This is a genomic window from Bacillus sp. CPT56D-587-MTF (genome assembly GCF_058792335.1).
In genome coordinates this window covers 252,814-277,990 of record NZ_JBYTEF010000001.1, presented here as the reverse complement: position 1 = coordinate 277,990, position 25,177 = coordinate 252,814, and the positions used below count along the sequence as shown (strand labels likewise).

General features: G+C 35.0%; 24 protein-coding genes and 2 pseudogenes. 7 read left to right on the top strand and 19 right to left on the bottom strand.

The annotated features are described in order from the left end of the window. Positions 1-250: 250 nt before the first annotated feature. Positions 251-1,600, top strand: a complete 1,350-nt coding sequence (gene glpT / locus AC3WVZ_RS01360; RefSeq protein WP_000466385.1) for a glycerol-3-phosphate transporter — start codon at positions 251-253, stop codon at positions 1,598-1,600. 118 nt (positions 1,601-1,718) lie between these two features. Here glpT and AC3WVZ_RS01355 read toward each other — a convergent pair whose 3' ends face one another. From AC3WVZ_RS01355 to AC3WVZ_RS01330, 6 genes are all read right to left on the bottom strand, one after another. Further along, the gene (locus AC3WVZ_RS01355; RefSeq protein WP_000834733.1) at positions 1,719-1,835 is read right to left on the bottom strand and encodes a DUF4027 family protein; all 117 of its coding nucleotides are present in this window, start codon (positions 1,833-1,835) and stop codon (positions 1,719-1,721) included. A gap of 203 nt (positions 1,836-2,038) precedes the next feature. Further along, a complete protein-coding gene (locus AC3WVZ_RS01350) occupies positions 2,039-2,461 on the bottom strand; it encodes a universal stress protein (protein ID WP_000277999.1) in 423 nt (140 codons plus the stop codon). A 65-nt stretch (positions 2,462-2,526) separates the two neighbouring features. Further along, complete coding sequence (locus tag AC3WVZ_RS01345; protein ID WP_233935906.1) at positions 2,527-3,978, bottom strand: SulP family inorganic anion transporter; 1,452 nt, start codon at positions 3,976-3,978, stop codon at positions 2,527-2,529. A 388-nt stretch (positions 3,979-4,366) separates the two neighbouring features. Further along, entirely contained in the window at positions 4,367-4,711 is a 345-nt protein-coding gene (locus tag AC3WVZ_RS01340) for a DUF4064 domain-containing protein (protein WP_000831286.1), read from the bottom strand. A gap of 12 nt (positions 4,712-4,723) precedes the next feature. Further along, positions 4,724-5,254, bottom strand: a complete 531-nt coding sequence (locus AC3WVZ_RS01335; RefSeq protein WP_000277062.1) for a DUF4352 domain-containing protein — start codon at positions 5,252-5,254, stop codon at positions 4,724-4,726. Positions 5,255-5,387: 133 nt separating this feature from the next. Further along, positions 5,388-6,635 (bottom strand): ArsR family transcriptional regulator, encoded by a 1,248-nt coding sequence (locus AC3WVZ_RS01330; RefSeq protein ID WP_074048026.1) that lies wholly within the window; start codon positions 6,633-6,635, stop codon positions 5,388-5,390. A gap of 175 nt (positions 6,636-6,810) precedes the next feature. On the opposite strand from AC3WVZ_RS01330, the gene AC3WVZ_RS01325 reads away from it, so the two are divergent. Together AC3WVZ_RS01325 and AC3WVZ_RS01320 are read left to right on the top strand one after the other, a co-directional pair. Beyond that, a complete protein-coding gene (locus tag AC3WVZ_RS01325; RefSeq protein WP_006918011.1) occupies positions 6,811-7,488 on the top strand; it encodes a response regulator transcription factor in 678 nt (225 codons plus the stop codon). Between the two features lie 11 nt (positions 7,489-7,499). Continuing rightward, positions 7,500-8,891: a sensor histidine kinase gene (locus tag AC3WVZ_RS01320; RefSeq protein WP_000822525.1), complete on the top strand. Its 1,392-nt coding sequence runs from the start codon at positions 7,500-7,502 to the stop codon at positions 8,889-8,891. A 13-nt stretch (positions 8,892-8,904) separates the two neighbouring features. Here the strand turns inward: AC3WVZ_RS01320 and AC3WVZ_RS01315 are convergent, their stop codons facing one another. Further along, on the bottom strand, positions 8,905-9,426 hold the full coding sequence (locus tag AC3WVZ_RS01315; protein WP_000085780.1) for a dihydrofolate reductase family protein: 522 nt from the start codon (positions 9,424-9,426) through the stop codon (positions 8,905-8,907). A gap of 95 nt (positions 9,427-9,521) precedes the next feature. On the opposite strand from AC3WVZ_RS01315, the gene AC3WVZ_RS01310 reads away from it, so the two are divergent. Beyond that, on the top strand, positions 9,522-10,484 hold the full coding sequence (locus tag AC3WVZ_RS01310) for a helix-turn-helix transcriptional regulator (RefSeq protein ID WP_233935905.1): 963 nt from the start codon (positions 9,522-9,524) through the stop codon (positions 10,482-10,484). Positions 10,485-10,513: 29 nt separating this feature from the next. Here the strand turns inward: AC3WVZ_RS01310 and AC3WVZ_RS01305 are convergent, their stop codons facing one another. From AC3WVZ_RS01305 to AC3WVZ_RS01250, 12 genes and pseudogenes are all read right to left on the bottom strand, one after another. Continuing rightward, positions 10,514-11,938 carry a DUF4367 domain-containing protein gene (locus AC3WVZ_RS01305; protein WP_233935904.1) on the bottom strand — a complete coding sequence of 475 codons (1,425 nt, stop codon included), beginning with the start codon at positions 11,936-11,938 and terminating at the stop codon, positions 10,514-10,516. Then, complete coding sequence (locus AC3WVZ_RS01300; protein ID WP_000869256.1) at positions 11,904-12,461, bottom strand: RNA polymerase sigma factor; 558 nt, start codon at positions 12,459-12,461, stop codon at positions 11,904-11,906. Before AC3WVZ_RS01300 ends, AC3WVZ_RS01305 begins: the two co-directional genes overlap by 35 nt. A gap of 181 nt (positions 12,462-12,642) precedes the next feature. Then, positions 12,643-13,077, bottom strand: a pseudogene (locus AC3WVZ_RS01295) (HIT family protein). A 63-nt stretch (positions 13,078-13,140) separates the two neighbouring features. Next, a complete protein-coding gene (locus AC3WVZ_RS01290; RefSeq protein WP_000778831.1) occupies positions 13,141-13,518 on the bottom strand; it encodes an OsmC family protein in 378 nt (125 codons plus the stop codon). Further along, positions 13,493-14,920 (bottom strand): amino acid permease, encoded by a 1,428-nt coding sequence (locus AC3WVZ_RS01285; protein WP_001187097.1) that lies wholly within the window; start codon positions 14,918-14,920, stop codon positions 13,493-13,495. Before AC3WVZ_RS01285 ends, AC3WVZ_RS01290 begins: the two co-directional genes overlap by 26 nt. Before the next feature lie 203 nt (positions 14,921-15,123). Beyond that, positions 15,124-15,768, bottom strand: a complete 645-nt coding sequence (locus AC3WVZ_RS01280) for an amino acid ABC transporter permease (RefSeq protein WP_000345960.1) — start codon at positions 15,766-15,768, stop codon at positions 15,124-15,126. Further along, positions 15,769-16,425: an amino acid ABC transporter permease gene (locus AC3WVZ_RS01275; protein ID WP_233935903.1), complete on the bottom strand. Its 657-nt coding sequence runs from the start codon at positions 16,423-16,425 to the stop codon at positions 15,769-15,771. 100 nt (positions 16,426-16,525) lie between these two features. Next, positions 16,526-17,356: a glutamine ABC transporter substrate-binding protein GlnH gene (gene glnH / locus AC3WVZ_RS01270; protein WP_000916485.1), complete on the bottom strand. Its 831-nt coding sequence runs from the start codon at positions 17,354-17,356 to the stop codon at positions 16,526-16,528. A 12-nt stretch (positions 17,357-17,368) separates the two neighbouring features. Next, positions 17,369-18,097, bottom strand: a complete 729-nt coding sequence (locus AC3WVZ_RS01265; protein WP_016125464.1) for an amino acid ABC transporter ATP-binding protein — start codon at positions 18,095-18,097, stop codon at positions 17,369-17,371. A 134-nt stretch (positions 18,098-18,231) separates the two neighbouring features. Beyond that, a complete protein-coding gene (locus AC3WVZ_RS01260) occupies positions 18,232-19,692 on the bottom strand; it encodes an alanine/glycine:cation symporter family protein (protein WP_000387160.1) in 1,461 nt (486 codons plus the stop codon). A gap of 159 nt (positions 19,693-19,851) precedes the next feature. Further along, positions 19,852-20,823 (bottom strand): phosphotransferase enzyme family protein, encoded by a 972-nt coding sequence (locus AC3WVZ_RS01255; RefSeq protein ID WP_233935902.1) that lies wholly within the window; start codon positions 20,821-20,823, stop codon positions 19,852-19,854. 23 nt (positions 20,824-20,846) lie between these two features. After that, a complete protein-coding gene (locus AC3WVZ_RS01250; protein ID WP_063220871.1) occupies positions 20,847-21,533 on the bottom strand; it encodes a CPBP family intramembrane glutamic endopeptidase in 687 nt (228 codons plus the stop codon). Positions 21,534-21,682: 149 nt separating this feature from the next. Between AC3WVZ_RS01250 and gerKA the strand changes: the two genes are divergently transcribed. The 3 genes and pseudogenes from gerKA to AC3WVZ_RS01235 all read left to right on the top strand — a co-directional run. Then, the gene (gene gerKA, locus AC3WVZ_RS01245) at positions 21,683-23,185 is read left to right on the top strand and encodes a spore germination protein GerKA (RefSeq protein WP_233935901.1); all 1,503 of its coding nucleotides are present in this window, start codon (positions 21,683-21,685) and stop codon (positions 23,183-23,185) included. Beyond that, on the top strand, positions 23,166-24,272 hold the full coding sequence (locus AC3WVZ_RS01240; protein ID WP_000185789.1) for a GerAB/ArcD/ProY family transporter: 1,107 nt from the start codon (positions 23,166-23,168) through the stop codon (positions 24,270-24,272). The genes gerKA and AC3WVZ_RS01240 overlap by 20 nt, the downstream gene beginning before the upstream one ends. Then, positions 24,253-25,173, top strand: a pseudogene (locus AC3WVZ_RS01235) (Ger(x)C family spore germination protein); the annotation flags it as partial. The gene AC3WVZ_RS01240 and the pseudogene AC3WVZ_RS01235, both read left to right, overlap by 20 nt. Positions 25,174-25,177 lie beyond the last annotated feature (4 nt).

Genomic DNA, 25,177 nt, shown 5'->3' with positions numbered 1-25,177 from the left:
AACAATAAAATATTTAACGTATTTAAATATTAATCCCGCGAACAAAATCCGTCAATACTTTTATTCATAAAAACGTTTACATTTTTGTCACAAAGTTGTATAATTTTCGACGAAGTTAATATTGACAGTCACGGAGAAACGGAGTACACGGCTATGAATCATAAAAAAGGAAACTTTTTTATATTTCATGGCCTTTTTATATTCTCTGTCTTAAAACGCTTCGAATTAATTAGGGGAGGATTTTCATTTTATGTTTTTCACACAATTATTTAAACCTGCGCCCCACGCGGAACGCTTACCAGCTGATCGCGTTGATAGCGAATACCGTAAATTACGTTTACAAGTATTCTTAGGTATCTTCATCGGTTATGCAGGCTACTACTTTGTTCGAAAAAACTTTTCACTAGCAATGCCATACTTAATCGAGCAAGGCTTTAGTAAAGGGGAACTTGGGGTTATCCTTTCAGCAGTTTCTATTGCTTACGGATTAAGTAAATTTCTTATGGGTATCGTATCCGATCGTTGTAATCCTCGCTACTTTTTAGCAGCTGGGCTATTTTTATCAGGTATCATTAATATTATTTTCGGCTCATTTTCTTTCATTACAACGAGCATTATACTTATGTTTGTACTTCAGTTTTTAAATGGATGGGTACAAGGTATGGGATGGCCTCCTTGTGGTCGTACGATGGTTCACTGGTTCTCTATTAGCGAACGTGGTACAAAAATGTCTATTTGGAACGTCGCTCATAATGTTGGCGGAGCGCTTATGCCTTCCCTTGTAACATTAGGCTTATACTTCTTCGCAGATGACTGGAAAAGTATTTTTTACTTCCCAGGTATTCTTTCAATTTTAGTTGGTATTTATGTATTAATTACGATGAAAGATACACCTCAATCTTGTGGACTACCTTCTATTGAAGAACATACTGGGGAATATCCACCAGATGAAAAAGTAAAAGATCGCGAACGCGAACTTTCAGTAAAGGAAATTTTATTTAAATACGTATTAAACAATAAGTTTTTATGGTACATCGCTATTGCGAACGTTTTCGTATATTTCGTACGTTACGGCGTTGTAGACTGGGCTCCTACTTATTTAGTAGAAGAAAAAAGCTTTACTCATAGTAGCTCACGTACTGCTTACGCTCTATATGAATGGGCTGGTATTCCAGGTACACTTCTTTGCGGATGGATGAGTGATAAACTATTTAAAGGACGTCGTGCACCTGCTGGTATTCTATTTATGGTTGGTGTATTTATCGCAGTTCTTGTTTACTGGTTAAACCCTCCTGGTAATCCAATGGTTGATAGTATCGCACTTGTCGCAATTGGATTTTTAATTTACGGACCGGTTATGTTAATTGGTCTACACGCTCTAGATTTAGCACCAAAGAAAGCTGCTGGAACTGCAGCAGGCTTAACTGGATTCTTCGGTTACTTAGGCGGAGCAGCTTTCGCTAGTGCAGCTATGGGCTTTATCGTAGATGCATTCGGATGGGATGGCGGATTCATCTTATTACTTGCATCTTGCGTACTTGCAATGTTCTTCCTTGCTCTTACTTTAAATACAGGGTCAGTAAAATCAAAACAAGCTTAAATAATATATAACAAGCATAAAAATAGCTCTTAGCATTTACATACATGCTAAGAGCTATTTTTTATTTTCATTGCTGTTCCTACTAATGATAACAACCCATTCCTTCCCTACTATAAGATTAAAAGATTTGATGAAACACCTTTATTAAAACGGCTAACGTAACAGATGCAGCAAATCCCCCTAAACAAATAAGACTGACACCTTGGCTATATGACAAATTTTGAAATGATTTCATTACTTCCATCCTCCCTATCTCCCCTTTGATACTTTTATTTTACCAATGGGAAAAATTTCATAACATCGATTTCTCTAACAACTAACTTACAAATTTGTAAGTTAACATCTTTTCAACTTATATATCTAGTATTTCCACAAATAAGAGTCATTTATACATAAAAAAAGACCTCAGTTATACTAAGGTCTTCGTTACATTCTATTTCATTTTACAATCATCACTGGACATTTCACACGCTTTGCTATTTTATGACTTACACTTCCCAGCACCATTTCTTGCAGTGTATTGAGCCCTCTACTTCCAGCAATGACAAGATCTATATCTCCTGTATTCACATATTGAACAATTGTATCTCCAGGATCACCATGTAATATCGTAATTGTATAAGAAATGTTCTCTTTCTTTAATAAACCTTCAATCTCTTTTAATTTATCTTTTCGACTAGCTGATATTGTTTCTAAATCTGTTTGACCTTGTATAATATCTGATTTTGCCGTTCTATTATCTACTACGTACACAACTTCAACATTTGTTTCTTCGCTACATTTTGCAATATATGTTGCATGTTCCGCTGCTCGAAGTGCATGTTCAGAACCGTCACATGCTAATATAATTTGTTTGTACATATGCTGAATCCCCTTTTCGTTATCCTACTCGTATTATATAATAAAGCCCCCTAAAAAGGAGGCTTTTAACTAGCAATTCTTTTATTATAAGTAGCTAAATTTGCAACAAGTTTTGAGCTACGTTCATTTAATCCTGTTATACTTACTTTCACGCCACTTTGTTCATATTTCATAATAACTTTATCAATTGATGCCACTGCCGAATCATCCCATACGTGCGCATGAGTAAAGTTCATTTCGATTTCTTTTATATATTCATCCAATGAAAAAGCATTTATAAAATCTGCTGTAGATGCAAAGAAGAGTTGACCGTGAATTTCGTATATTTTCTTATTTTCAATATATAAATGTTTCACGTGAATCTTTGCCATATTGAATACAAATAAAACCGCACTAATTACTGTTCCGATAATTACACCTAATCCCAAATTATGAGTGATAAGAACGACCACGACTGTTACGATCATGACGAATGCGTTCCCTTTTGGCACTTTATGAATCGTTGCTACAGAGTTCCAATCAAACGTTCCGATTGAAACCATAATCATAACTGCAACTAAAGCTGCCATCGGAATATGAACGACATAATCTCCTAAAACGAATAGTAATACGATTAAAAATCCGCCCGCTACAAATGTTGATAGGCGACCTCGTCCACCTGATTTAATATTAATAACAGATTGACCGATCATTGCACAACCTGCCATTCCTCCGAAGAAACCAGCAACAATGTTTGCGATCCCTTGTCCACGTGCCTCTTTATGCTTATTACTTTCCGTATGCGTCATATCATCTAAAACTGAAGCTGTTAATAATGATTCTAGTAAACCGATAATTGCAAGCATAACTGCATAAGGTAAAATAATCCCTAATGTCTCAAGTGTAAAAGGCACGTCAGGAATACTAAAGAACGGTAATTCTTTCGGCAGGCTTCCCATATCTCCTACTGTTTTCAACTGTAATCCGCTCATAAGTGCAATACTCGTCACAATAATAATTGAAATAAGCGTAGAAGGTACAGCCGTTGTAATACGTGGAAATAAATATATAATTGCAAGTCCTAATACAACGAGTGCATACATTTGCCAAGTTGCATTTTTAAAATGTGGCAATTGCGCTGTAAAAACTAAAATTCCAAGTGAATTTAAAAAACCACTCATAACAGATTTCGGAACAAACTTCATAAATGAGCTCAGTTTGAACACGCCAAAAATAATCTGGACAATACCTGTTAATATTGTTGTAGCAAATAAATATTGCAAACCATGATCTTTAACAAGCGTTACCATTAATAATGCCATTGCACCTGTTGCAGCTGAAATCATTCCAGTTCTTCCGCCAACAAATGAAATGGTAACTGCAATACAAAAGGCTGCGTATAGTCCAACTGTCGGATCCACGCCTGCAATAACAGAGAAGGCTATCGCTTCAGGGATTAACGCTAAAGCAACGACAATTCCTGATAACACGTCCCCTTTCACATTAGAAAACCAGTCATTTTTTATCGTTTGAAACAAAATATCACTCCTCTACTCCTTTATAATTTGATTTTCTCCATAAGAAAATCTAGCCGACTGCACGAAAGCTATTATATAACGAGTAGAAGATTTTTTGCTATGTAAAAGTTTCCTAAAAATGATATTACCTTCGTAGCTTCTTTTTTAGGAAACTTTAAATATACTATCACCTATTGTTGATTTAACGTACAATGATTTCGGATTCTACAGTATGTCAAATGAAGAAAACTTTGTTTGGATGGATGAAAAATGCACATGTAATTTAGTTCATTTAAAGTTCTATAGATATTTCCACTTCATATATGAGGTTTAGTTTGGATAGTTTAGGGTTAGAGGAGTTTATACTAATTTAATGAAAATAGTAAGAGCACTCTTTCGAGTGCTCATTTTATGCAGATACAGTTGCTTTATCCTTACGGAATATACCCATTAACCCACCGATTAATAGTAATACGCCTGGTAATAAGTAAATTATAGAAATACAAATAAATCCACCGATAGCAGCCACAGTCATCATAATACCGCCAACCTTCGCTTTACTTCTTACCATAACAGATCCAACAATTCCTAAGATTGATAGAGCCACAGCTCCCCAACCTAAACCAATAACAGTATTTGCTCCATCAGCTTCAAAAGCAGCTCCCATACCGCCGATCAATAAAGCAACAAATGCACAAATAATACCAAAAATACCTCCAATAAGACCTAATACAAATTCAGCTGTTCTTTTCATTTCAATCTCTCCTTATTTAGCAACTTCAAATTCAAATTTCACTGATTTCTCGTCAAATGTAAATGTAGGTTTAAATGTACCAACAAACTTATCGCCTTCTGGTACATCAAATAACATTTTGTTTGTAATTTGGTTACCTGGCGCAATATTTTCATTTATAAACGTATTTTCCCCACCAAAGTACTCTTTGAATTGGTTGCCGTTAGTATCAGCAATTTTTAATTCAGAAGTTCCAAAATATATATCTTTTTTGCCATTATTTTTAGCGTTAAAAGCGATTTCTAGTACTTTCCCTTTTTCAGCTTTTACGTATTCGTTAGGCTCAACGAATTTAGCTGAACTGAAAGTAAGTTGTAGACCATTAACTTCTACAGTATCTCCAATTTTATAAATCTTGCTTTCAGCTTTTTCCTTTTTATCTTTCTTTTCAGCCTGTTTAGGAGCATCGTTTTTACTCACTTCTTTAACTTCAGTTTCACCACAAGCAGATAAACTAAAAGCAAGTGCACCTGTTAAAGCAATAGTACCCAATTTTTTATACATTCTTTTTCCTCCGATTATGTAAAATGTAAGATTTTCGAAACTATCATAACAGAAACAGTTACAACTTTTTTGTCATATTTTGTCGAGGAAAATAAAAAAAGACGCTATATCAGTAGCATCTTTTCTCATTTCATTAATGTCCACCGTGTCCTTGACCACTTTCCTGAACAATTTCTAACCTCTCATCTAGTATTCCTTGTGTTTCAAATGAAATATCACTCGTACTTCCTAATAAGAAACCGTGATTATATGGTCCAAGTGTTGGATCATCTTTAAACTTCGGCTGAATGCTTGCAAGGAAGTCATACACTGGTTGTGAAGCTTTACCTTCTTCTAATAATACAGCAGGTGCGTGTTTACCCATATGTGAAAAAGGTGCCCCAGCAACTGCTAAATCTGGTGTTTTACTTGAAACAAATGATAAACCGTGACCAGGTTTTGTGAATCCCCAGCCAAATTTTGTTTTTTCATCTTTAAATTTAGCGAACGCAATCGAGTTTTCTGTAGGGGTCTCTCCACTAATACGCGTTACTTTCCCGTATTTGCTTAGCTCTTTTTCTACTTCTTTTGAAACAATTTTTTCTGGCCCTAATACATATATATTTGCTTTATCTTTTCTCATTTTTAGTGCCTCTATTGTCGCTTCTGGCACTTTATTCTTTTCTGTATAGAGTAGTGGTTCCGGCATATGAGAAATCCAATTTACAGCGGGGGTTGTATATAAACGTCCTTCTTCTGCAGACGAACCGATAATAACACTATTTGGGTAGCTTCCTGTTATATCGGCATACTCCTTATCAACATCCTTCGCAAATATAGCTGGGTCCGTTTCTTTTATTTGTTTTACTTTATAACCTTTTAATTGCTCAAGCGCGCTAGTACCTACATCCCCCATCACCATAATTTGTGTTCCATCTTTCGTTCCGATTGGATTTAATCGTTTTATTTCTTTTAACGTCATTTCCGGTATCTTTTCTTTTTCTATAAATAAAATCGGCCCGTTATTCGGATGATGAATAAGGTCTGCACTCGCAATACCTAATTGCCACTCGCTTGCTGGTACTAAAATAACAGCACCTGGCTGGTTCTCCTTATGAGTTGCTGGCCATATCGTTTGTGAAGTTAATACTGCCATTTGCAAAGGGTCGTTTGTGTTTAATCTCGTTACATTTTTTAAACTTGTCGTTAATAAATCATTAGATGCACCTTGGTTCATTTCTTTTGGCGCCGTTACCTCCTGATTCATTTTCATTTCCTTTTGCTCTGTTTTCTTCTCTTTTGTAGATTCATGGTTTTTATGGTCTGTATTCGTTTGTCCGCATGCAGCAAGACCAACTACTGTAATTATTGTTATCCCAAAAATTCGGGTCATTTTTTTCACTATACCGCCTCCGTATTAATCATTTTTGAGCCAATATGATTACCTAAAATGTAATTTCAACTCCACAATAACAAGCAATTCTGAAGAAATTATGCAGACACATCATAATCTGCACCATTTCTTCATGATTTTGCATTACACTTTAAGTAACGATTATAAATATGGAGGGCTCTCTATGATTGATATACTGCTCGTAGACGATGAACCGAGAATGCTTGAATTATTAACGCTTTATCTTACACCAATTGGATATAACTGCGTATGTGCGACTTCAGGAGAAGAAGCTATTTTACATATAGAAAATCGAAACTTTAAATTTGTTTTACTCGATATTATGATGCCAAAGATGGACGGATGGGAAACGTGCAAAAAAATCCGATCTTTTAGTAACATTCCTATTATTATGGTTACAGCTCGTGATCAAACAGTAGATGTCGTTCAAGGATTAAAAATTGGAGCCGATGATTACGTAACGAAACCTTTCCATGAAGAAGAACTTTTCGCAAGAATTGAAGCCGTTTTAAGACGTACAAATGAACATAAACAAATCCAATATCACGGTATTGTATGGGATGAAACAAAACACTTCGTTTCTGTCCATAATGAAGAACTCCTTCTCACACCAATTGAATTTTCTTTACTCGGATTATTTTTACGCCATGTGAACTACGTATTAAACCGTGATCAGCTCATCGAACGAATTTGGGGGTTAAACACAAATACAGAAGATCGCACAGTCGATTCACATATTCGTAATTTACGTGATAAATTGCGAAAAGCAAATTTCCCTATTGATCATCATTTAAAAACCGTGTATGGAATAGGTTATCGATGGATTGATACTGAACAGTAAGGGGCAAAACGATGAAACGAATTTCAATTCAATTCGGATTTTATTTTTTAATTGTTACACTTTTAATTGAAAGTGTTCTCTTTATTTTGCTCTATTATAGTCTTGTAAACACTAGAGTAAATGAAGAAATGACAGCTTTATTAAAGCGAGGAAATAGTCATCGAGATGTACTTGAAAAATATTACGATGAGCAAACCATCTCTCACGTAGCATTAATGGAATCTGAAGCTGAAACAACTGTCGTTATTACAAATGCAAATAAAGAAATACTAGCTAAATCTAACGAAATAAACACGACTATAAACGATCATATTAGTAAAATGCAAACTCGAACAGACCATAATGGAGCGATTATAGAAAATCATTGGAAAACATCTAATTATATATGTACAGTTAGCCCCATTGTAGTAGATGGAAAACATGAAGGCTATGTGTACATGTTTCTTGGAACAGAATCAATTGAAAAGTTAGTTAATGGATTAACAAAACAATTCATTATTGCTGGTGCCATCACATTTCTACTCACAGTCATCACAATTTTCCTATTATCACGTTTATTAACAAAACCATTGTTACACATGAAACATGCCACTGAAAAAATGAGTAAAGGTGATTTATCTGTTTCATTAACAACTACTCGAAATGATGAAATTGGTGAACTAGCATCATCTATTCAGACGCTCGCAAATGATCTACATTATATGAAAACAGAGCGAAGTGAATTTCTAGCAAGTGTTGCTCACGAATTACGAACACCGTTAACATACGTAAGAGGTTATGCTGACATTGCTTTAAAAGAAAGCACCCCTTCTGAACAACGTTTGCGATATTTATCAATTATAAAAGATGAGTCTGATTACATTACAAACTTAGTTCAAGATTTATTTTCACTTGCACAAATGGAACAACATAACTTTTCTATTCAAGTAAAGGAAGTGCATTTACACACCTTCCTTACGCGTATATGTGAAAAAGTAAACGCCATGTATAAAGAAAGGTACATTAAAGTTTCTTTCTCTTGTCCTCCTACACTGCTAGTAAACTTAGATGAACAACGATTCGAACAAGTTGTTGTGAATATTTTAAATAACGCTTATAGACATTCAAAAGAGCATTCTCATATAAACATTTCTATTACAGAAGAACATAAACGTATCTCCATTACAATTGAAGATGAAGGCGAAGGTATTCCGCTTGAAGACCTCCCTCACATTTTTGACCGCTTTTACCGTGTCGATAAAGCAAGAACACGATCTACAGGCGGAACTGGTTTAGGGCTATCTATCGTAAAAGAAATTGTAGAACTACACGGCGGAAATATTACTGTAACGAGCGAAGTCGATTACGGGTCTTGCTTTATAATTTCATTACCATCCATAAAAAAACACGACTATCATCAATAGTCGTGTTTTTTTATCACTTTACTTTATAATATAAATTTACAAATTGCCCAAAACGTTTCGTATCCATCAAAGTTAAATTAATTTCTGGGTTCTTGTCTTGAAATAACGGAACTCCAGAACCTAATATATGCGGTGTAATCGTAACAACATATTCATCAATTAGATTATTCTTAAAGAATTCTCTCAGTAGCTCTCCTCCACCAACCATCCATATTTTAGACCCTTCTTGTGCTTTTAACCTTTTTGTAAACTCCACTACATCTTCATTTACAAATTCCACGTTTCCGTCTGAACCTTTTTCTGAACGAGAAAAAACATAACATGCTTTATCTAAGTACGGGAATGTTTCCGTATGCTCTACTACATAATCGTACGTTTTCTTTCCCATAATTATTGTATCAATCGTTTCGTACATTTCTGTATAACCGTTATCTCCCTCTCCTTCCGTTTCCATTAACCACTCTAAATCATCATTTTCTTTCGCAATATATCCATCTAAGCTCGCCGCAATAAATAAAACTATTTCACGTGACATATCTTTTCCTCCTTGTATCTCATCTTGATAACATATGATGTAAACAATATACTAACAATAAAACATGACAATTTATGTCACGTTAAAAAGAAAAGGTGATACATTTGTCAAAAGCTAAACGCTTATTAGATATTCTTATATTTGCTTCTGCCAAAAAGACATTTACAGCGCAAGAAATAGCTGATGAATTTAATATCTCCGTTCGTACTGTCCATAGATACATTTTAGATTTAAGTGATATGGGGTTGCCCATTTACGCAGAACAAGGTCGTAACGGCGGCTATAAAGTATTAACGAATAGAGTAATTCCGCCTATTTTATTTACGGAAGAAGAAGCAGTCTCTATCTTTTTTGCTTTTCAATCTTTAAGTTACTATCGCGACTTACCTTTTAACACAGAAATCAATTCCGTTACACATAAACTGTATAGCTCCCTACAACATGATGCGAAAGTGAACGTTGATAAAATACGTTCTTATATCGCCTTTTGGAATCCGAAGAGAACAATTGAGACCCCACTTTTAAACGAAGTGTTAACAGCGGCTATTGAAAATAAAAATTTACACTTTCAATACGAATCTAAATCAGGGATAAAAACAAAACATGTTCATCCGATTGGTGTATATGCTCACGACGGGTTATGGTACTTACCGTCCTATGACTTCGGTAGAAAAAAAGTATTACTGTATCGCGTTGATCGTATTCTCTCAATATTATCGATGGAAGAAAATACAGATACATTCATGAATTTAGAAGAGTGGTTTGCCTCTAACTCTAACGTAGTACACAATCCTACTCAGTTACATGTTTTACTGACAACAGAAGGCGTACGCCAATGTAAAAGCGTTCCTTATCTTGAGGAATTCGTTATAGTAAACGAGGATGGGACAGGATATATACACTCAACAATTGATAAAGGTGAGATTAACTTTATTACTCCTTTATTTTATAGACTTGGAAAAGATGCAAAAGTTTTAGAACCGAAAGAATTGATAGATGGTTTACGTATACGTGCGAAAGAAATTTTACATATGTATGAAGACGAAAAAAGCTGCTAGATGTAAGCAGCTTTTTAGTCTCTTTGTTACTATTGACGAATATCAATCCACCAACGATATTCCGCATTCATATTTTCAGTGCCACCATTCCCTCTGTAATGGAAAGCATCCAAAAAGATTGAATCTAGTTTATCCTCATCTACAAAATAACCTAAGTTAACCTTCACCGTTTGTCCTGGTGTGATACTGCCAATATTATAAAAGCTTTTCCCTTCTCCGTGAGGTTCCAAGTAATCAACTTCACCCGTCATAATACGCGTTGCGTCCATTCCCTCTTCTTTAGCGTAGTTCCATGCATTCCCTTCAAATTTAAGCTGTTTTATGGATGGATGCATATAGATTTCTTCTGTCGACTTTTTACCAATATTTTTCACTGTTGTTGTTAAATAGACAAATTTAACATTAACTAATTTCGAATCTACTAATGTATCAATTGAATCTTTACCATTCCCTAATTTATATTCATCTCGTCTGTACGATAGTAATTTTCCCATCTGATCTAAAGCCTTATTCTTGCTTAATATCTCTAGGCCAAGTTCATTAAAATTCTCTTGTTTAAAATCTTTAATTGAATCAAAGACTTCAACTTTTTCTATCACATATTCAATTTGGCTGTTATCCATAGATATCGTTACTGGAACCTTTTGTCCTATATGAAATAGTCGTTTACTATCTTTTTTCAATGGAATCACCTTATTTTCTTTCGGTTCAGCTGCTTTGGTAAAGCGATTTTCATCATAATCTGCTATATATGATGCCTTTTCTTTTGACGTAGGCTCAAGTGAAATACTTCCTAACACATCTATCATTTGTTCTTCGTTTACATCGGATCCAATATAACTTTCTAACATAATCCCTTCTTTCTCAAAAAAGAGAAAGACCTTTCTGTCAAACATTACGTTGTTGTTTCCAGTTTCTTTATGGACAATTACTGCTTTCCTGCCATTTATCTCTTTTTCTTCATAACTTTTTGAATATAAAGTTTGAAAATCCGCATTTTCTCCCACTCTCGAAAGAACAAATGAAAACCCGCCCATTGCGTCGTTATCTTTAAATGAATATTTCATAGCACTATCATCAATTGCTTCCATATTTTCTGGCAATTTACCAATCTTCAACTTATACCACTGATCACTCTTTTTCGAATCCTTATTTGTTAAGGAAACATTTACTTCGTAATTTTGTTTTTGAACAATCATATTATAGACTTTTACTGTACCAAAAACAGTTGTTGGCATACCAATTAATAAACAGGCAGCAGCGATTAACATACGATGTCTTTTACGCTTTTTCTGTGGTCGCTCGCCTCTCAGCTTCATTTCTTCCATAAACAATTTCTTTTTGCGCGTATATGTATGTGAAAATTCATGTTGTTCTTCGAGTTTATCAAAATCATCTAAAGCAATTTTTTCAGCAAGTTCATATATTTCTTTGGAGTTCTTTGAATTCGTCATGTTGTATACCTCCTATCATATTTTGGACTCGTTTTCGAGCACGCTCAAACTGCTTGCGGACATTGGCCTCCGTTATCCCCATGACACTTGAAATTTCTTGATACGTTAAGTTATAGAAGACTTTGTACTTAAACACCTGTCTGTTAGATTCATTTAACTCTTTTAGCAATGTATCAATTTGAACCTCAGACATTTTACGTTTTTCCCACTCTTCAATATTTTCATCTACTGCTTCTATTGATTCTCTTTCATATTCTTCTAAAAATGTTTCATGTCGTTTATTTTTCCGGTAACTATCAATCGCCTTGTTTTTCGCGATCCTCAAAATATAGCGTTTAAGCTCTTCAGTGCTCAAGCTATGGAGCTTTTCCAAGTTCTTATAAAGAGTAATAAACGTCTCTTGAACCGCATCTTCAGCCTGTTGAATATTATTTAAAATAGAATAAGCTACATAATAAATTTTTTGTTCATACAACTCATATAGCTCTTCCATCTTTTCATAATCTTTGTTTGTAACTTTCATATAATTCCTCCTCTCACTCTATATAACGAATGAGCACTGTAGCTTTGTGACACTGCAAAATCTTTTTATAGATAAAATTTAATAATAGAATAAGCAAAAAGCCCAATTTCTCTATTTTAACTAAGAAATCGGGCTTTTGTTTATTCGAATTTTCCTGACTGTTTCATAAAGAACATTCCTCTTATGCCTTTTCAGTCAGCAACACTTGCTCTATCTCTTCTTTTAACAACGTCTTTATTTCTTCCAAATTATGATTCTTCTTTTCTCCCGATTGTACCGTATAAAACTCAGCAAATGAACGCTCTTTATATCTCGGTACAACATGCATATGATAGTGCGTAAGTTCATTAAAGATTCCACCATTTTGACAAATCGTAATTCCGTCAGGTTTATATAATACCTAAATCGCTTTTGCAATCAGCTTAGAAGCATCCATAATGGATTTTGCTACAACATCATCTAATTCGTCTACTTCTACAACATGTTGCTTTGGCACAATTAAAGTATGTCCTGTATAGAAAGGTTCATGATCTAAAAAACATGTTACATAGTCATCTTCATATATTTTATATATTTTTTCCTCTTCATTTGCTAATTTACAACCTAAACATTCCATCATACTTTCTCCCTTTATTAAAAACATAAAAACGTGAGAGCCGTATTCTCACGTTTTTATGTTTCATTTTATTAGTTCAATTGTTTCCGTAACCTTTATACTATCTTTTACAGATTGAACAATCGTACAATTTTTCACTGCAAGTTGCAGCGCCTTGTCCAGCTGCTCTTCTGTAATGTTTTCTGCTTTAATTTTATAGTGCAAATGAACACTTTCAACTGGCTTCGATAAAGCTTCACTTCTACCAATTTCAGTTTCGATTGTAAACGTATCATATGTAATACGTTTCTTTTCTAAAATTGTTCGAAAGACAATTGCACTACATCCTGCGATAGAAGAAATGAGTAATTGTAACGGTGAATACCCGTTTTCTTTTCCAATCGCTAATTGACCATACGATAAATCTGCTTCTATATCATCGTGTTTGATTGTTAGTTTCATTTGTTTTTTCCATCTCCACTTTCATCGGTTTCTGCCGTTTCTTACTAATATAATAATATATATAGCAGAAAATGATAAATGGAATACCACAGTATAACGCCATTCTTTGTTCAGGAATAAACGCTAAACTAATAACAACAATGCTATTTGTAATTAAGGCTAAAATCGGGACAATTGGGTATAGTGGTGTTCTATACTTTAAGTCCTCTAACTTTCCTCCGCCTTTTATATACTGACTTCTAAAGCGAAGTTGCGATAGAGCAATAATGATCCAACTTGAAACAGCCGATAAACCAGCTATCGATAATAAATACATGTATACTGTATCTTCTGCAAGGAAACTTGTGAATAGAGATAATCCAGCTACCGCAATCGTTACGACTAGCGCTGTAATTGGAATACCACGCTTATTTACTTTCTGGAAGGAAGTTGGTGCCATTCCCTCATTTGCAAGTGACCATAGTATACGCGTCGCTGCATATAATCCAGAGTTCGCTACAGATAATAACGCAGTAATAATAACGAAGTTCATAATATCAGCTGCGTATGGAATACCAATTTTATCAAATACGACTACGAATGGACTTTCAATTACGCCTGCTTCTTTCCAAGAAATTAATCCTACTAAAATCGTCATTGTTAAAATGAAGAATAACATAATGCGCCATACTGTATTACGAATCGCACGTGGAATTGTTTTTTCTGGATTTTCACTTTCTCCCGCTGCAATTCCGATTAACTCTGTTCCTTGGAACGAGAAGTTAACTGTAATCATTGTAAGTAATACGGCAGCTAGTCCATTCGGGAAAAGTCCACCATCGCTTACAAAGTTAGAGAAAAGAGGTGCTGCTTCTTTTCCGTCATATGATATAAATCCTAATAATGCACTACCACCAAGCACAACAAATGCAAGAATTGTAATTACTTTAATACTAGAGAACCAAAATTCTAATTCAGCATAACTTTTCGCCGAAATTGCGTTTGAAGCATATAAAATAACGCCGAATACAAGGCACCATACCCAAACATCAACATTTGGAAACCATCTTTTCATCATTAAACCGATTGACGTTAATTCTAGACCCACTGTTACTGCCCAGCCGAGCCAGTATAACCAGCCAATCATAAAGCCCGTTCCTGGTCCAATAAACTTCGTCGCATACTTTTGGAAAGATCCTGAAACCGGCATCGCTACCGTTAACTCTCCAAGACAAAGCATTGTTAAATACATAATAAATCCGCCTACTAAATATGAAAGGATGGCTCCCCCTGGTCCAGCCTGATTAATGGTGTAACCTGAACCTAAGAAGAAACCAGTTCCGATTACACCACCAAGTGCGATCATAAATAAATGTCTACTCTTCATCGTACGATGTAATTTCTCATTCGTTGGTTGCTGCATCTAAATCCTCCCCCTACCATACCCCTATATCCTGTTAAAATTTTCTGATAATAAAAATATACACGAAAGCGATTACATTTTCTATATAAAATTAAAACTTTTCTGATAAAACAATATAAAAATCGAATTATTGCAAGATTTAGATTCTATTTAGAGGAAAATAAGGAGAAACAAGGGAAAAACCCTTACATATATTGTAAGAGTCAACGGAGTTCTAATCTTCTCGATAAAATTGATAAACTATAATTTACGATAAAGTACATACAAGCTACTACTATAAACGTCGGAATCATGTAATTCACATTTTGCCCGCTAATAATTTGAGCATTATGCATAAGCTCAGGGAGTGATATAACAACCGCTAGCGACGTATCCTTCAGCAATGAAATAAATTGACTGACAAGCGGCGGAACCATTCTCCTTAATGCTTGTGGCAAAATAATATGCCAAAGCGCTTGAACATACGTTAATCCCGAAGATCTTGCAGCTTCAACCTGCCCTTTTTCAATAGACAATAGACCACTTCTAACAATTTCAGATATCATTGCTGCCTCAAATATTGTTAAAGCAACAATTGCAGCTGTTATAATTTCTAATTTCAAGCCTGCTTCTGGAAGTGCAAAATACGTGAAAAATATAATTAACAGTAGTGGTAAGTTTCGAATCACTTCAACTATAACTCCTAATACTTGTGAGACGACAGGTATTTTCGTGTAGCGCAATATACCGATTACACTTCCAATAATAAAACTAAGTACAATTGCTATGAGCGCTACCTCTAATGTTATAAGTAATCCTTTTAATAAAAATAGAATATGATCTCCTGTAATTGCTCCCTTGAAATCCATTTACACCGCCTCCTTTGCTAAGCGTTTTTCTAAATAACGCACTAGCATACTGAGCGGAATTGTTAATATTAAATAAAACATTCCGACAAATATATAGACATCGAACGTAACAAATGTCTTCGTTGAAATTAAATCTCCTTGATACATTAAATCCATACCAGCGATAATTCCGAGTATGGAAGAGTTTTTTACTAAATTGAGAAATTGATTTCCTAAAGGAGGGATTACGATTTTCATCGCCTGGGGTAAAACAATATAATACATTCCCTGTACATACGTTAATCCTGAGGAACGTGCTGCTTCCATTTGACCTTTTGCAACGGATAAAATACCAGCGCGAATTACTTCTGCAATAAAAGCTGCCGTATATACCGTAAGCGTAACTGTTCCTGCTACAAAACCATTTAAAGTAATTCCTATTACAGGTAAAGCAAAATAGAATATAAATGCAATTAATACAAGTGGAATATTTCTTACAAACTCCACAAAAGCTGATCCTATCCAATTTAAAATGCGAATAGGTGCAATACGCATTACTGCCAAAATTACTCCTAAAATAAAACTACCTATCAATGCAATTACACTAGACATAACTGTATATTTAAACCCTTCTAAATACATATCAATGTTACTCGTTAATATAGAAAAATCAGGCACATATTCTCCCCTCTTTCTTTACAAGAAGAGGATGAGCATCCCTCATCCTCTCACTCTTACTCTTCAATAGGAATAAAGCCCCACTAATTAAAGTTTCACTTTACTTCTCTTGTTTTTGCCCAATCCATTTCTCATACAATTTATCGTATTCTCCATTCGCTTTCATATCTTTTAGCAAGCTATTAATCTCTTTCGTTAAATCATCTGCACCTTTTTGCACTGCGATTCCGTACGGCTCATCCGTAAAAATTTTCCCTACAACTTCATAATTTGAATCTTGTTTTGCCATGCCGTAAAGAATTGCATTATCTGTCGTTAAAACATCACCTTTTCCTGCTTTTAACGCCGTAAATGCCTCACTGTAATTTTCAAATTCTAATACAGTCGCTTCCGGTGACTTTTGACGAATATTATTTGTCGATGTTGAACCTTTTACGGCTAACACCTTCACACCCTTTTTCACATCATCAATACTTTTAATTTCGCTCCCTTTTTTCACGAGTAACGATTGCCCTGCTTTAAAATATACATCTGAAAAATCGACCTCTTTTTTACGTTCTTCCGTAATTGTCATTGTTGCGATAATTGCATCAATGTCACCATTTTTCAGTAATGGAATACGCGTTTTAGACGTTACTTCTTTTAATTCTAGTTTCTTTTCATCTCCGAGAATTTTTTTGGCAAGCGCCTTTGCAACATCAACATCAAATCCTTCTACCTGCCCTGTGGAAGGGTTTTTCAATCCAAATAAGTTCGTATCATTCTTCACCCCAACTACTAGTTTCCCGCGCTTCTTAATTTGCTCAACGGCCCCGCCTTGCTTCGTATTCGTTTCTTTCGCCTCATCTTTTTTACTTCCGCATCCAGCAACAACAAGCACGAATAAACATGAAAATACGATTAAAGTAAATAACTTTTTCATTTTAAGCATGAAATTCCTCCTCTAATGATTTAGTACCCGACTTAAAAATAAACGGGCTCTTTCTTGTTCAGGGTTTGCAAAAAAGTTCGCCGGTGTTGTATCTTCAATAATTTGGCCATCATCCATAAATAAGATCCTATCTGCTACCTCTCTAGCAAATCCCATTTCATGCGTGACAACGACCATCGTCATCCCTTCTTTAGCTAGCGTTTTCATAACATCAAGTACTTCCCCGATCATCTCTGGATCAAGAGCAGACGTAGGCTCATCGAATAGCATAATTTCCGGCTGCATCGCAAGTCCTCTAGCAATTGCCACCCGTTGCTGTTGTCCACCAGATAATTGATGTGGATATACACTGGCCTTTTCAGGGATTCCTACTTTCTCTAAATAAAACATCGCCGTTTTCTCAGCTTCCTCTTTTGAAATTTTATTTACTTTAATAGGTGCTAGTGTAATATTTTGAAGAACAGTTTTATGTGGATATAAATAAAAATGTTGAAAGACCATTCCAATATTTCGCCGCAAGTCATTCATGTCCGTTTTTTTATTGTGTACCTCTGTATTTTGTACAATTAATTCTCCATCTGTAATTGCCTCTAATTGATTTATACATCGAAGCAATGTACTTTTTCCTGATCCTGAAGGCCCGACAACAACTACTACTTCACCTTTTTTCACTTGCACATTAATATTTTTCAAAACTTGAAAGTTACCATAATATTTATTTACATTACGAAATTCTATCAACATACTCCCCCTTCCCCTAACAATGCATGTACATTCTTTTTATATTCAAAAATAGTCCCAAAAATAACTTTTAGCTTCAATTTGTCCATAAAAAAAGCAAAGGGTTTCCCCTTTGCTTCTTCATTTTTATTCGATTAAGATACTTCTTCTTTCTTATCTTTCCCGTATTCATGCTCCCAAAAATCAGCATTTTTAATTCCTAATGGCCCTGGATCGAATACTGGATCTTTTCCTTCTTTTTTCTGTTTTTCATAATCCTTTAATGCGACTAATGCAGGTTTTTGTAACAATAAAATCGCAATGATATTTACCCATGCCATAATTCCTACCCCAATGTCGCCTAAAGCCCAAGCCGTTGCTGCTGTTTTTATACAACCGTAGAATACAGCTCCTAAAAATACAAATTTTAATACCATAGACATCCAAGGACGGTCTTTATCACGATTTAAGTACGCGATATTCGTTTCTGCAATGTAGTAATACGCCATAATTGTTGTAAACGCGAAGAATAATAACGAGATTGCAACGAAACCATTTCCAAATCCAGGGAAAACAGATTCTACCGCCGCCTGTGTATATCCTGGTCCTGGCTGAGCGCCGTTTAGTTTATTAACGATAAAGTTTTTTCCGCTTGCATCAAATACGTTATACATGCCTGTAATAATCATCATAAATGCTGTTGCTGAACAAACAAATAATGTATCAATGTAAACGGAAAATGCTTGTACTAACCCTTGCTTAGCTGGATGTGATACTTCGGCTGCAGCTGCTGCGTGTGGTCCAGTCCCTTGTCCTGCTTCATTGGAATAAATACCACGTTTTACCCCCCAAGAGATTGCTAAACCGATAATACCACCGAAAGCAGCTTCTAATGCAAATGCACTTCTTATAATTAACATAAATGCTTCTGGCAATTTTTCAATATTCATAGCAACAATGACGCAAGCTACTAAAATATAGCCTATTGCCATAAACGGTACGACAACTTGCGCTACGTTAACAATTCGCTTTACTCCACCGAAAATGATAAGAGCTAATACGACAACTAATATAGCCCCTGATACGGTAGTATTAATACCAAAAGCCGTTTCTAAACTTACAGCAATACTATTTGCTTGCACGCCCGGTAATAAAAGCCCAGTTGCAAGAATTGTCGCTGCAACGAATACTAAAGCATACCATTTCACACCTAGACCTTTTTCGATGTAATAAGCAGGTCCACCACGAAACTGCCCTTGATGTTTCGTCTTATATATTTGCGCGAGTGTTGATTCTACATAAGCTGATCCTGCCCCTAAAAAGGCTACTGCCCACATCCAAAATACAGCTCCTGGTCCACCGAATGCAACCGCTGTTGCTACCCCAGCGATATTCCCTGTTCCAACACGTCCTGATAACGAAAGTGCTAACGCTTGGAATGAAGAAACACCAGCTTCTGATTTTTCCCCTTGAAATGTCAGCTTCACCATTTCTCCTACATGTCTTACTTGTAAAAACTTCGTTCGAATAGAAAAATATAAACCTACTCCTAAACATAAATAAACAAGTGCTGGACTCCAAACAATATTATTTAACCAATTTACGAAAGCTTCCAACATTCCCCCTCCTTTTTTATAAAGAATATTCAGAATATATATAAAATTATAAGTGTATACCGAATCTAGGACAATATTATTTTAATAAAGTAAACATATTTTTGTATAAAAAAACAAAGTATATATTTGTTTTATATACTTTGTTTTGAACTAAATGTATTATATATTCACAATTGCTTCTCTTTTAATAATTCTTTCGTATAGCTCTTCTGATAATTTCAAGAAGTTATCAGGCATATCTTTCCCTTTAAACTTCTTTTGAAGCGTTCCATATAAACCTATATCACGTAAACGTAAAAATAGTGGTAACGATTCATACCAACTATCCGCCAGCCTGTGCTCATACTCATATCCTTTTCGTAACACTTGTAACTGTTTACGAGCAAAATCTGTCTTCTCTTCCGCTGTCCACGTTGTAAATAGAACAGAGTAATAAAGAACCATTGCTAAATCGTGTATAAAGTAATTATAAGCCGCATCATCAAAATCAAAGATTGTTAGCTCTTTTCCATCATAATGAAAATTACCTGGATGAATATCACCATGCATAAGGCCGAATGTTTCTCTTTCAATTGGAAGAGCCTTTATCTCATCCATTAATACCGCAGCAATCTTTTTCACTTGATTATCCTCTAATTCATTAACAATCCCACTCTCATCTTCTTCCCACGTATCACGATGATCCGTTTTAGGATAGTTCATTGTTAGACGATGCAGTTGTCCAATCGCTTTTCCCCATGCTTCAAGGTAAGCCTCTCCCCAATATGGTGATTCCTCTCCTTTTACTTGCTCACCTTTTGCATATGTAAATAAGGAAACGAAAAAGAAAGTTTCATCCTCTGCTCCGATTTCTTCTACAAGATTTTGAAACGTTGAGTACAGGGGGCCTGCTACCTTTGCTCCGTTCTCTGCAACATATCGTAAAAAATCTAGTTCAGCCTCGACTTCTTTTTTAGAGCGATGCGACGAATGCGTTAAACGTAATACATAGTCTTCATCATTATCACCCTTCGCCTTAAAAATATAATTCTCAAAATCTCCAAGCGGCTTGTCTTCCACTGTTACATGAAACAAACTCGCTGCTCTTTTTAAAATCTCTTTCGTAAAAACACGTTCTACAGCTATTTCCATATGTATCCCTCCTATATATCTTCTTAATTCGACACAAATGTTAGAAGTACTGCTATGAAATTGAATAATGCGTGGGCAATCATAGCTGATAAAATAGAATTTGTTTTCTCATATAACCATGCAAATACTACCCCACTCAAAAAATTCACCAGTAATGTGTTATATGTAGGGATATGGACAACGGTAAATATTATGGAACTAATAAACATACCGCCCCACATGCCATATCTATCACGAAAAAATGTATAAAAAACACCTCGATATAAAATCTCTTCATAGATTGGTGATATAATTGCTGCTCCAATTACCGCGATACAGAATGAATAGATTGATTTATCATTTTGGACCGTCTCCGTCTTACTATTCTCAAAGGAAATACCCATTTTCTCCATTATCACTAATACAGCAATACTAGCTACAATTAAGAAAATAACCGCTCCAACTGTCCATAAAAGATCTTTCCATGAAAGCTTCCGAATTCCAATATCTTTCCACGAGAGTTTATATCTTTTGATACAAAAAAGATAAACTACAGTAGTAAATATCACTGCCATTATAAAGCCCATTAATACTCCAGCATATAGTGAGTTACCTATTATTTCTAAAATATATTTATAAAAAAGAGATTCAACAGTTACTGGAACAATAACAAATACAAACATAAATAAATATAAAATTTCTTTCCATCCCCACATATCCCTCAAAGTCATTTATATCATCCCCTATACCCTATTTTCTATAGTATAAAAGATGACGTAACGTAACTTTCAAGCTACTTTGTTAAAAATAATCCAAGCATAAATTTCTCACAAAAAGCAAAAATTAACAGAAGTAACTTTATCTAAAAGAGGTGGAAATTATGACGGAGCAAAAAGAACAACAAGAGAGTACGGGCCAAAAGCATATGTTTCCATCACTTCCGGAGAACATTAGTTACATTGAAAATAAACTTTCTCATTCTGATGATATAAAAAAATTAGATCTCCCTTTTCAAAACGGAAAAGGAATAATCATATATATCGAATCTTTAGCAGACCCAAATCTAATTCATCAATTAGCTCTTGAGCCATTATTAACGCGATCGGATTTATCTTTAGATAAAGCTTTTTCTACATTAAATATGAAAAAAGAAACGAATTTAAATTATGGTGTGCAGCTTTTATTACAAGGTAAATCTTTATATTTTCATGAACATGTCGAAAGCTTTTGCACTTTTGAAACGGCTCTATCTTTAAAAAGAGATATAACAGAGCCTGATAATGAAGGTATTGTACGTGGACCGCATACTGGTTTTGTAGAAGATTTAGCAACGAATTTAGCCTCTATTCGTAAACTCATTAAGAGTCCAAATGTAGTTGTTAAATATTTTACACTCGGTGAAGAAATGCACACGAAAGTAGCTATTGCTTATATGCAAAACATAGCGAATGACGATTTAGTTACAGAAGTAAAAAGAAGGTTAGAAACGATTAAGACAGATGCACTTATGCCTCCAGGATATATACAAGAATTTATAGAGGATACATCTTTCTCACCATTTCCGCAGCAATTAAATACAGAGCGTCCAGATAGAGTCGCAGCAAATTTAATGGAAGGACGAGTTGCTATTTTATCTGATGGAGATCCCACAGCGCTTATCGTTCCTGTTACGTTATTTGCTTTCTATCAATCACCAGACGATTATAATAACCGCTGGATTGTCGGTTCTTTCGTCCGAATGATTCGCTTAGTGAGTTTCTTGATTGCTTTTCTCTTACCAGCTATATATATCGCAACCGTAGCCTTTCATCCTGATGTATTGCCGCTCGAACTTGTGTATACAATTAAAGCTTCATTAGAGAAAGTACCACTTCCTCCTATTTTTGAAGCTCTCTTAATGGAATTAATCTTTGAATTATTACGGGAAGCTGGTATTCGCTTACCAAGCCGAGTTGGACAAACAATCGGTATTGTAGGTGGTTTAGTAATTGGTGATGCAATTGTAAAAGCTGGACTTGTTTCTTATACGATGATCATTGTTGTAGCTTTAACTGCCATCTCATCTTTTCTCGTTCCATCAAACGATATGAGTTCAGCAGTTCGAATTCTTCGTTTTCCATTAATGATTCTTGCTGCTATATTCGGATACGTCGGAATATCATTCGGTCTAATTATAACTTTCGTTCATTTATGTCAATTACATTCATTTCATACGCCATATCTTTCTCCTGTTGCCCCGATGCGGATAAAAGATATGAAAGATTCTTTTGTAAGACTTCCAATTTGGTCGTTTTTGGAACGACCAAATGATCCAAAACCGAAAAAAATGCAACGACAACATGTAACGAGAGAGGATGAGGACGGTGACAAACACGCAAAGTAAAATTTCGCTCGTTCAATTTACCTTTTTCGTTATTCAATGCCAAATCGGAGTTGGTATCCTTTCTCTACCTAACCGTCTTCACCCAATAGCAAAAGGTGGTGGATGGATTTCCGCGCTCATCGCCGGGCTTGCGATTCAGCTTATTATTTTACTAATGTGGCTTTTCTTAAAACGATTCCCTGATGCAGATATGTATGAAAGTGTTTGTATGCTATTTGGTAATAAGTTTGGAAAACTATTAGGCTTTGCTTATGTTTTTTATTTTACTCTTATCGGTATGACAGTTATGTTAAATGCTTGTAATGTCATTAAAGTGTGGGTTTTGCAAGCGACCCCTTGGTACGCAATTCTCTTACTATTTACGATAGCTTGCTGCTATATAGCCTATAATACATTTAAAGTCATCGTACGATTTTATGTCATGGCTTCTATTCTCATTTTGCCCATGGCTCTTTTAATTGCCCTAGGGCTTTCCCGAGCTGATTTCTCTTACATTTTTCCCATTACAGAAGCCGGCTGGTGGAATATAATTCAAGCATCCAAGGAAACAATTACAGCCATGTATGGTTTTGAAATCATTCTTATCGCTTTCCCAAAAGTAAACGGGAGTTCTGTGGCAAAACTGAAGGCAATTTCTATCGCTAACGGATTTGTAACTCTTTTTTATACTTTTACTGTTTGGATTTGCTATATCGTATTTAGCCCAAAACAAATCGAGCTTATTCCAGAACCAGTTGCTTACTTATTACGCTCCTTACATATCGGGATTATAGACCGGACGGATTTACTATTCATACCAATATGGATGATAACAGTTGTGGCTTCTATTGCTAGTTATTATTGCGCTGCTTCAATCGGAGTTGGGCATATATTCAATCTTGCTAATCATAAAAAAGCTGTTCCAATCGTCGGTATTATTGCTTTTAGTGTAGCCTTATTTATAGATACACCTGAAGAATTAAAAGTAATTTCAACTTTCACTGATAAGTTCACGTATATTTTCATCGTTGTCCTCCCTCTTTTATTTCTACTTTATTCAGTAATAAGAAATAAGAAAGGAGAACAGTATGTTCCAAAAAAGAGTTAAATTACTTTTTATATTATGTACTAGTTCCCTCCTTTCTGGCTGTTGGGATCAAGAGCCATTAAGAGAAGCCAGATTAGCTTATAGCATTGGTTATGATATTACGGAAGAGAATAAACTTCAGCAAACGCTTGAACTCGTAAAAAGTTCAAGCGGCGAGCAATCTTCATTCGAAAATGAAATACATTCAGCAAACGGGCATAACATAAGGGATACAAGCGATGCCCTAAAAAAAAATGTGACTGGGAATATTCGCTATTTTAAATATGGCGTTCAATTACTCGGAACCAAAATCCTAAAAAAAGGTATATTACCTTATTTAGATGTCAGCTTTCGGGACCCAACAAACCCAACTGCTTTAGTAAAACTTATTGCAGTAGATGGTGAAACATCCGAGATACTAGAAAAAAAGAAAGTAGGAAATTTACTAATTGGAGATTTTCTAAAGAAAAAAGTGAAAAGTTTAGAAGATATGAGTGTGTTTCCAAAAGAAACTTTAGAAACAGCTGCTACAAAAATGTTAGATCCCGGTAAAGACTTTACCCTCCCTTCTATAAAAATAAAAGGAAAAGAAGTGATTACAAACGGTCTAGCTTTATTTAATAATGATAAATTAACTGGGCATTTACCTTTGAAACAATCTGTTTTATTCGTATTATTAACTGGAAAAATGGGAACAAGTGCCCGTATAACCCAAAAGCTTACTAGCGATGAATCAGAGAAAACATCTGATTATTTAACAATGGAAATTAGCAATCGAAAGTTAAAACGCGACTTAAAAATAACAACAGATAAAAAAGGAAATGTTTATGCTCACATTAAGCTCCAACTAAAAGTTATAGCGCTTGAAGCTCCGAGAGATAATCTTTACAAAATGGATGAAAGAAAAAAAGTAACTACTCAGCCAC

What these genes read in the sequence shown, in the direction of transcription:
- AC3WVZ_RS01335 (WP_000277062.1), bottom strand. Translation starts at nt 5,254, where the DNA reads ATGTATAAAAAATTGGGTACTATTGCTTTAACAGGTGCACTTGCTTTT.
- AC3WVZ_RS01350 (WP_000277999.1), bottom strand. Translation starts at nt 2,461, where the DNA reads ATGTACAAACAAATTATATTAGCATGTGACGGTTCTGAACATGCACTT.
- AC3WVZ_RS01250 (WP_063220871.1), bottom strand. Translation starts at nt 21,533, where the DNA reads ATGACTTTGAGGGATATGTGGGGATGGAAAGAAATTTTATATTTATTT.
- AC3WVZ_RS01315 (WP_000085780.1), bottom strand. Translation starts at nt 9,426, where the DNA reads ATGTCACGTGAAATAGTTTTATTTATTGCGGCGAGCTTAGATGGATAT.
- AC3WVZ_RS01325 (WP_006918011.1), top strand. Translation starts at nt 6,811, where the DNA reads ATGATTGATATACTGCTCGTAGACGATGAACCGAGAATGCTTGAATTA.
- AC3WVZ_RS01255 (WP_233935902.1), bottom strand. Translation starts at nt 20,823, where the DNA reads ATGGAAATAGCTGTAGAACGTGTTTTTACGAAAGAGATTTTAAAAAGA.
- glnH (WP_000916485.1), bottom strand. Translation starts at nt 17,356, where the DNA reads ATGCTTAAAATGAAAAAGTTATTTACTTTAATCGTATTTTCATGTTTA.
- AC3WVZ_RS01340 (WP_000831286.1), bottom strand. Translation starts at nt 4,711, where the DNA reads ATGAAAAGAACAGCTGAATTTGTATTAGGTCTTATTGGAGGTATTTTT.
- AC3WVZ_RS01290 (WP_000778831.1), bottom strand. Translation starts at nt 13,518, where the DNA reads ATGAAACTAACAATCAAACACGATGATATAGAAGCAGATTTATCGTAT.
- gerKA (WP_233935901.1), top strand. Translation starts at nt 21,683, where the DNA reads ATGACGGAGCAAAAAGAACAACAAGAGAGTACGGGCCAAAAGCATATG.
- AC3WVZ_RS01285 (WP_001187097.1), bottom strand. Translation starts at nt 14,920, where the DNA reads ATGCAGCAACCAACGAATGAGAAATTACATCGTACGATGAAGAGTAGA.
- AC3WVZ_RS01280 (WP_000345960.1), bottom strand. Translation starts at nt 15,768, where the DNA reads ATGGATTTCAAGGGAGCAATTACAGGAGATCATATTCTATTTTTATTA.
- AC3WVZ_RS01355 (WP_000834733.1), bottom strand. Translation starts at nt 1,835, where the DNA reads ATGAAATCATTTCAAAATTTGTCATATAGCCAAGGTGTCAGTCTTATT.
- AC3WVZ_RS01305 (WP_233935904.1), bottom strand. Translation starts at nt 11,938, where the DNA reads ATGACGAATTCAAAGAACTCCAAAGAAATATATGAACTTGCTGAAAAA.
- AC3WVZ_RS01300 (WP_000869256.1), bottom strand. Translation starts at nt 12,461, where the DNA reads ATGAAAGTTACAAACAAAGATTATGAAAAGATGGAAGAGCTATATGAG.
- glpT (WP_000466385.1), top strand. Translation starts at nt 251, where the DNA reads ATGTTTTTCACACAATTATTTAAACCTGCGCCCCACGCGGAACGCTTA.
- AC3WVZ_RS01320 (WP_000822525.1), top strand. Translation starts at nt 7,500, where the DNA reads ATGAAACGAATTTCAATTCAATTCGGATTTTATTTTTTAATTGTTACA.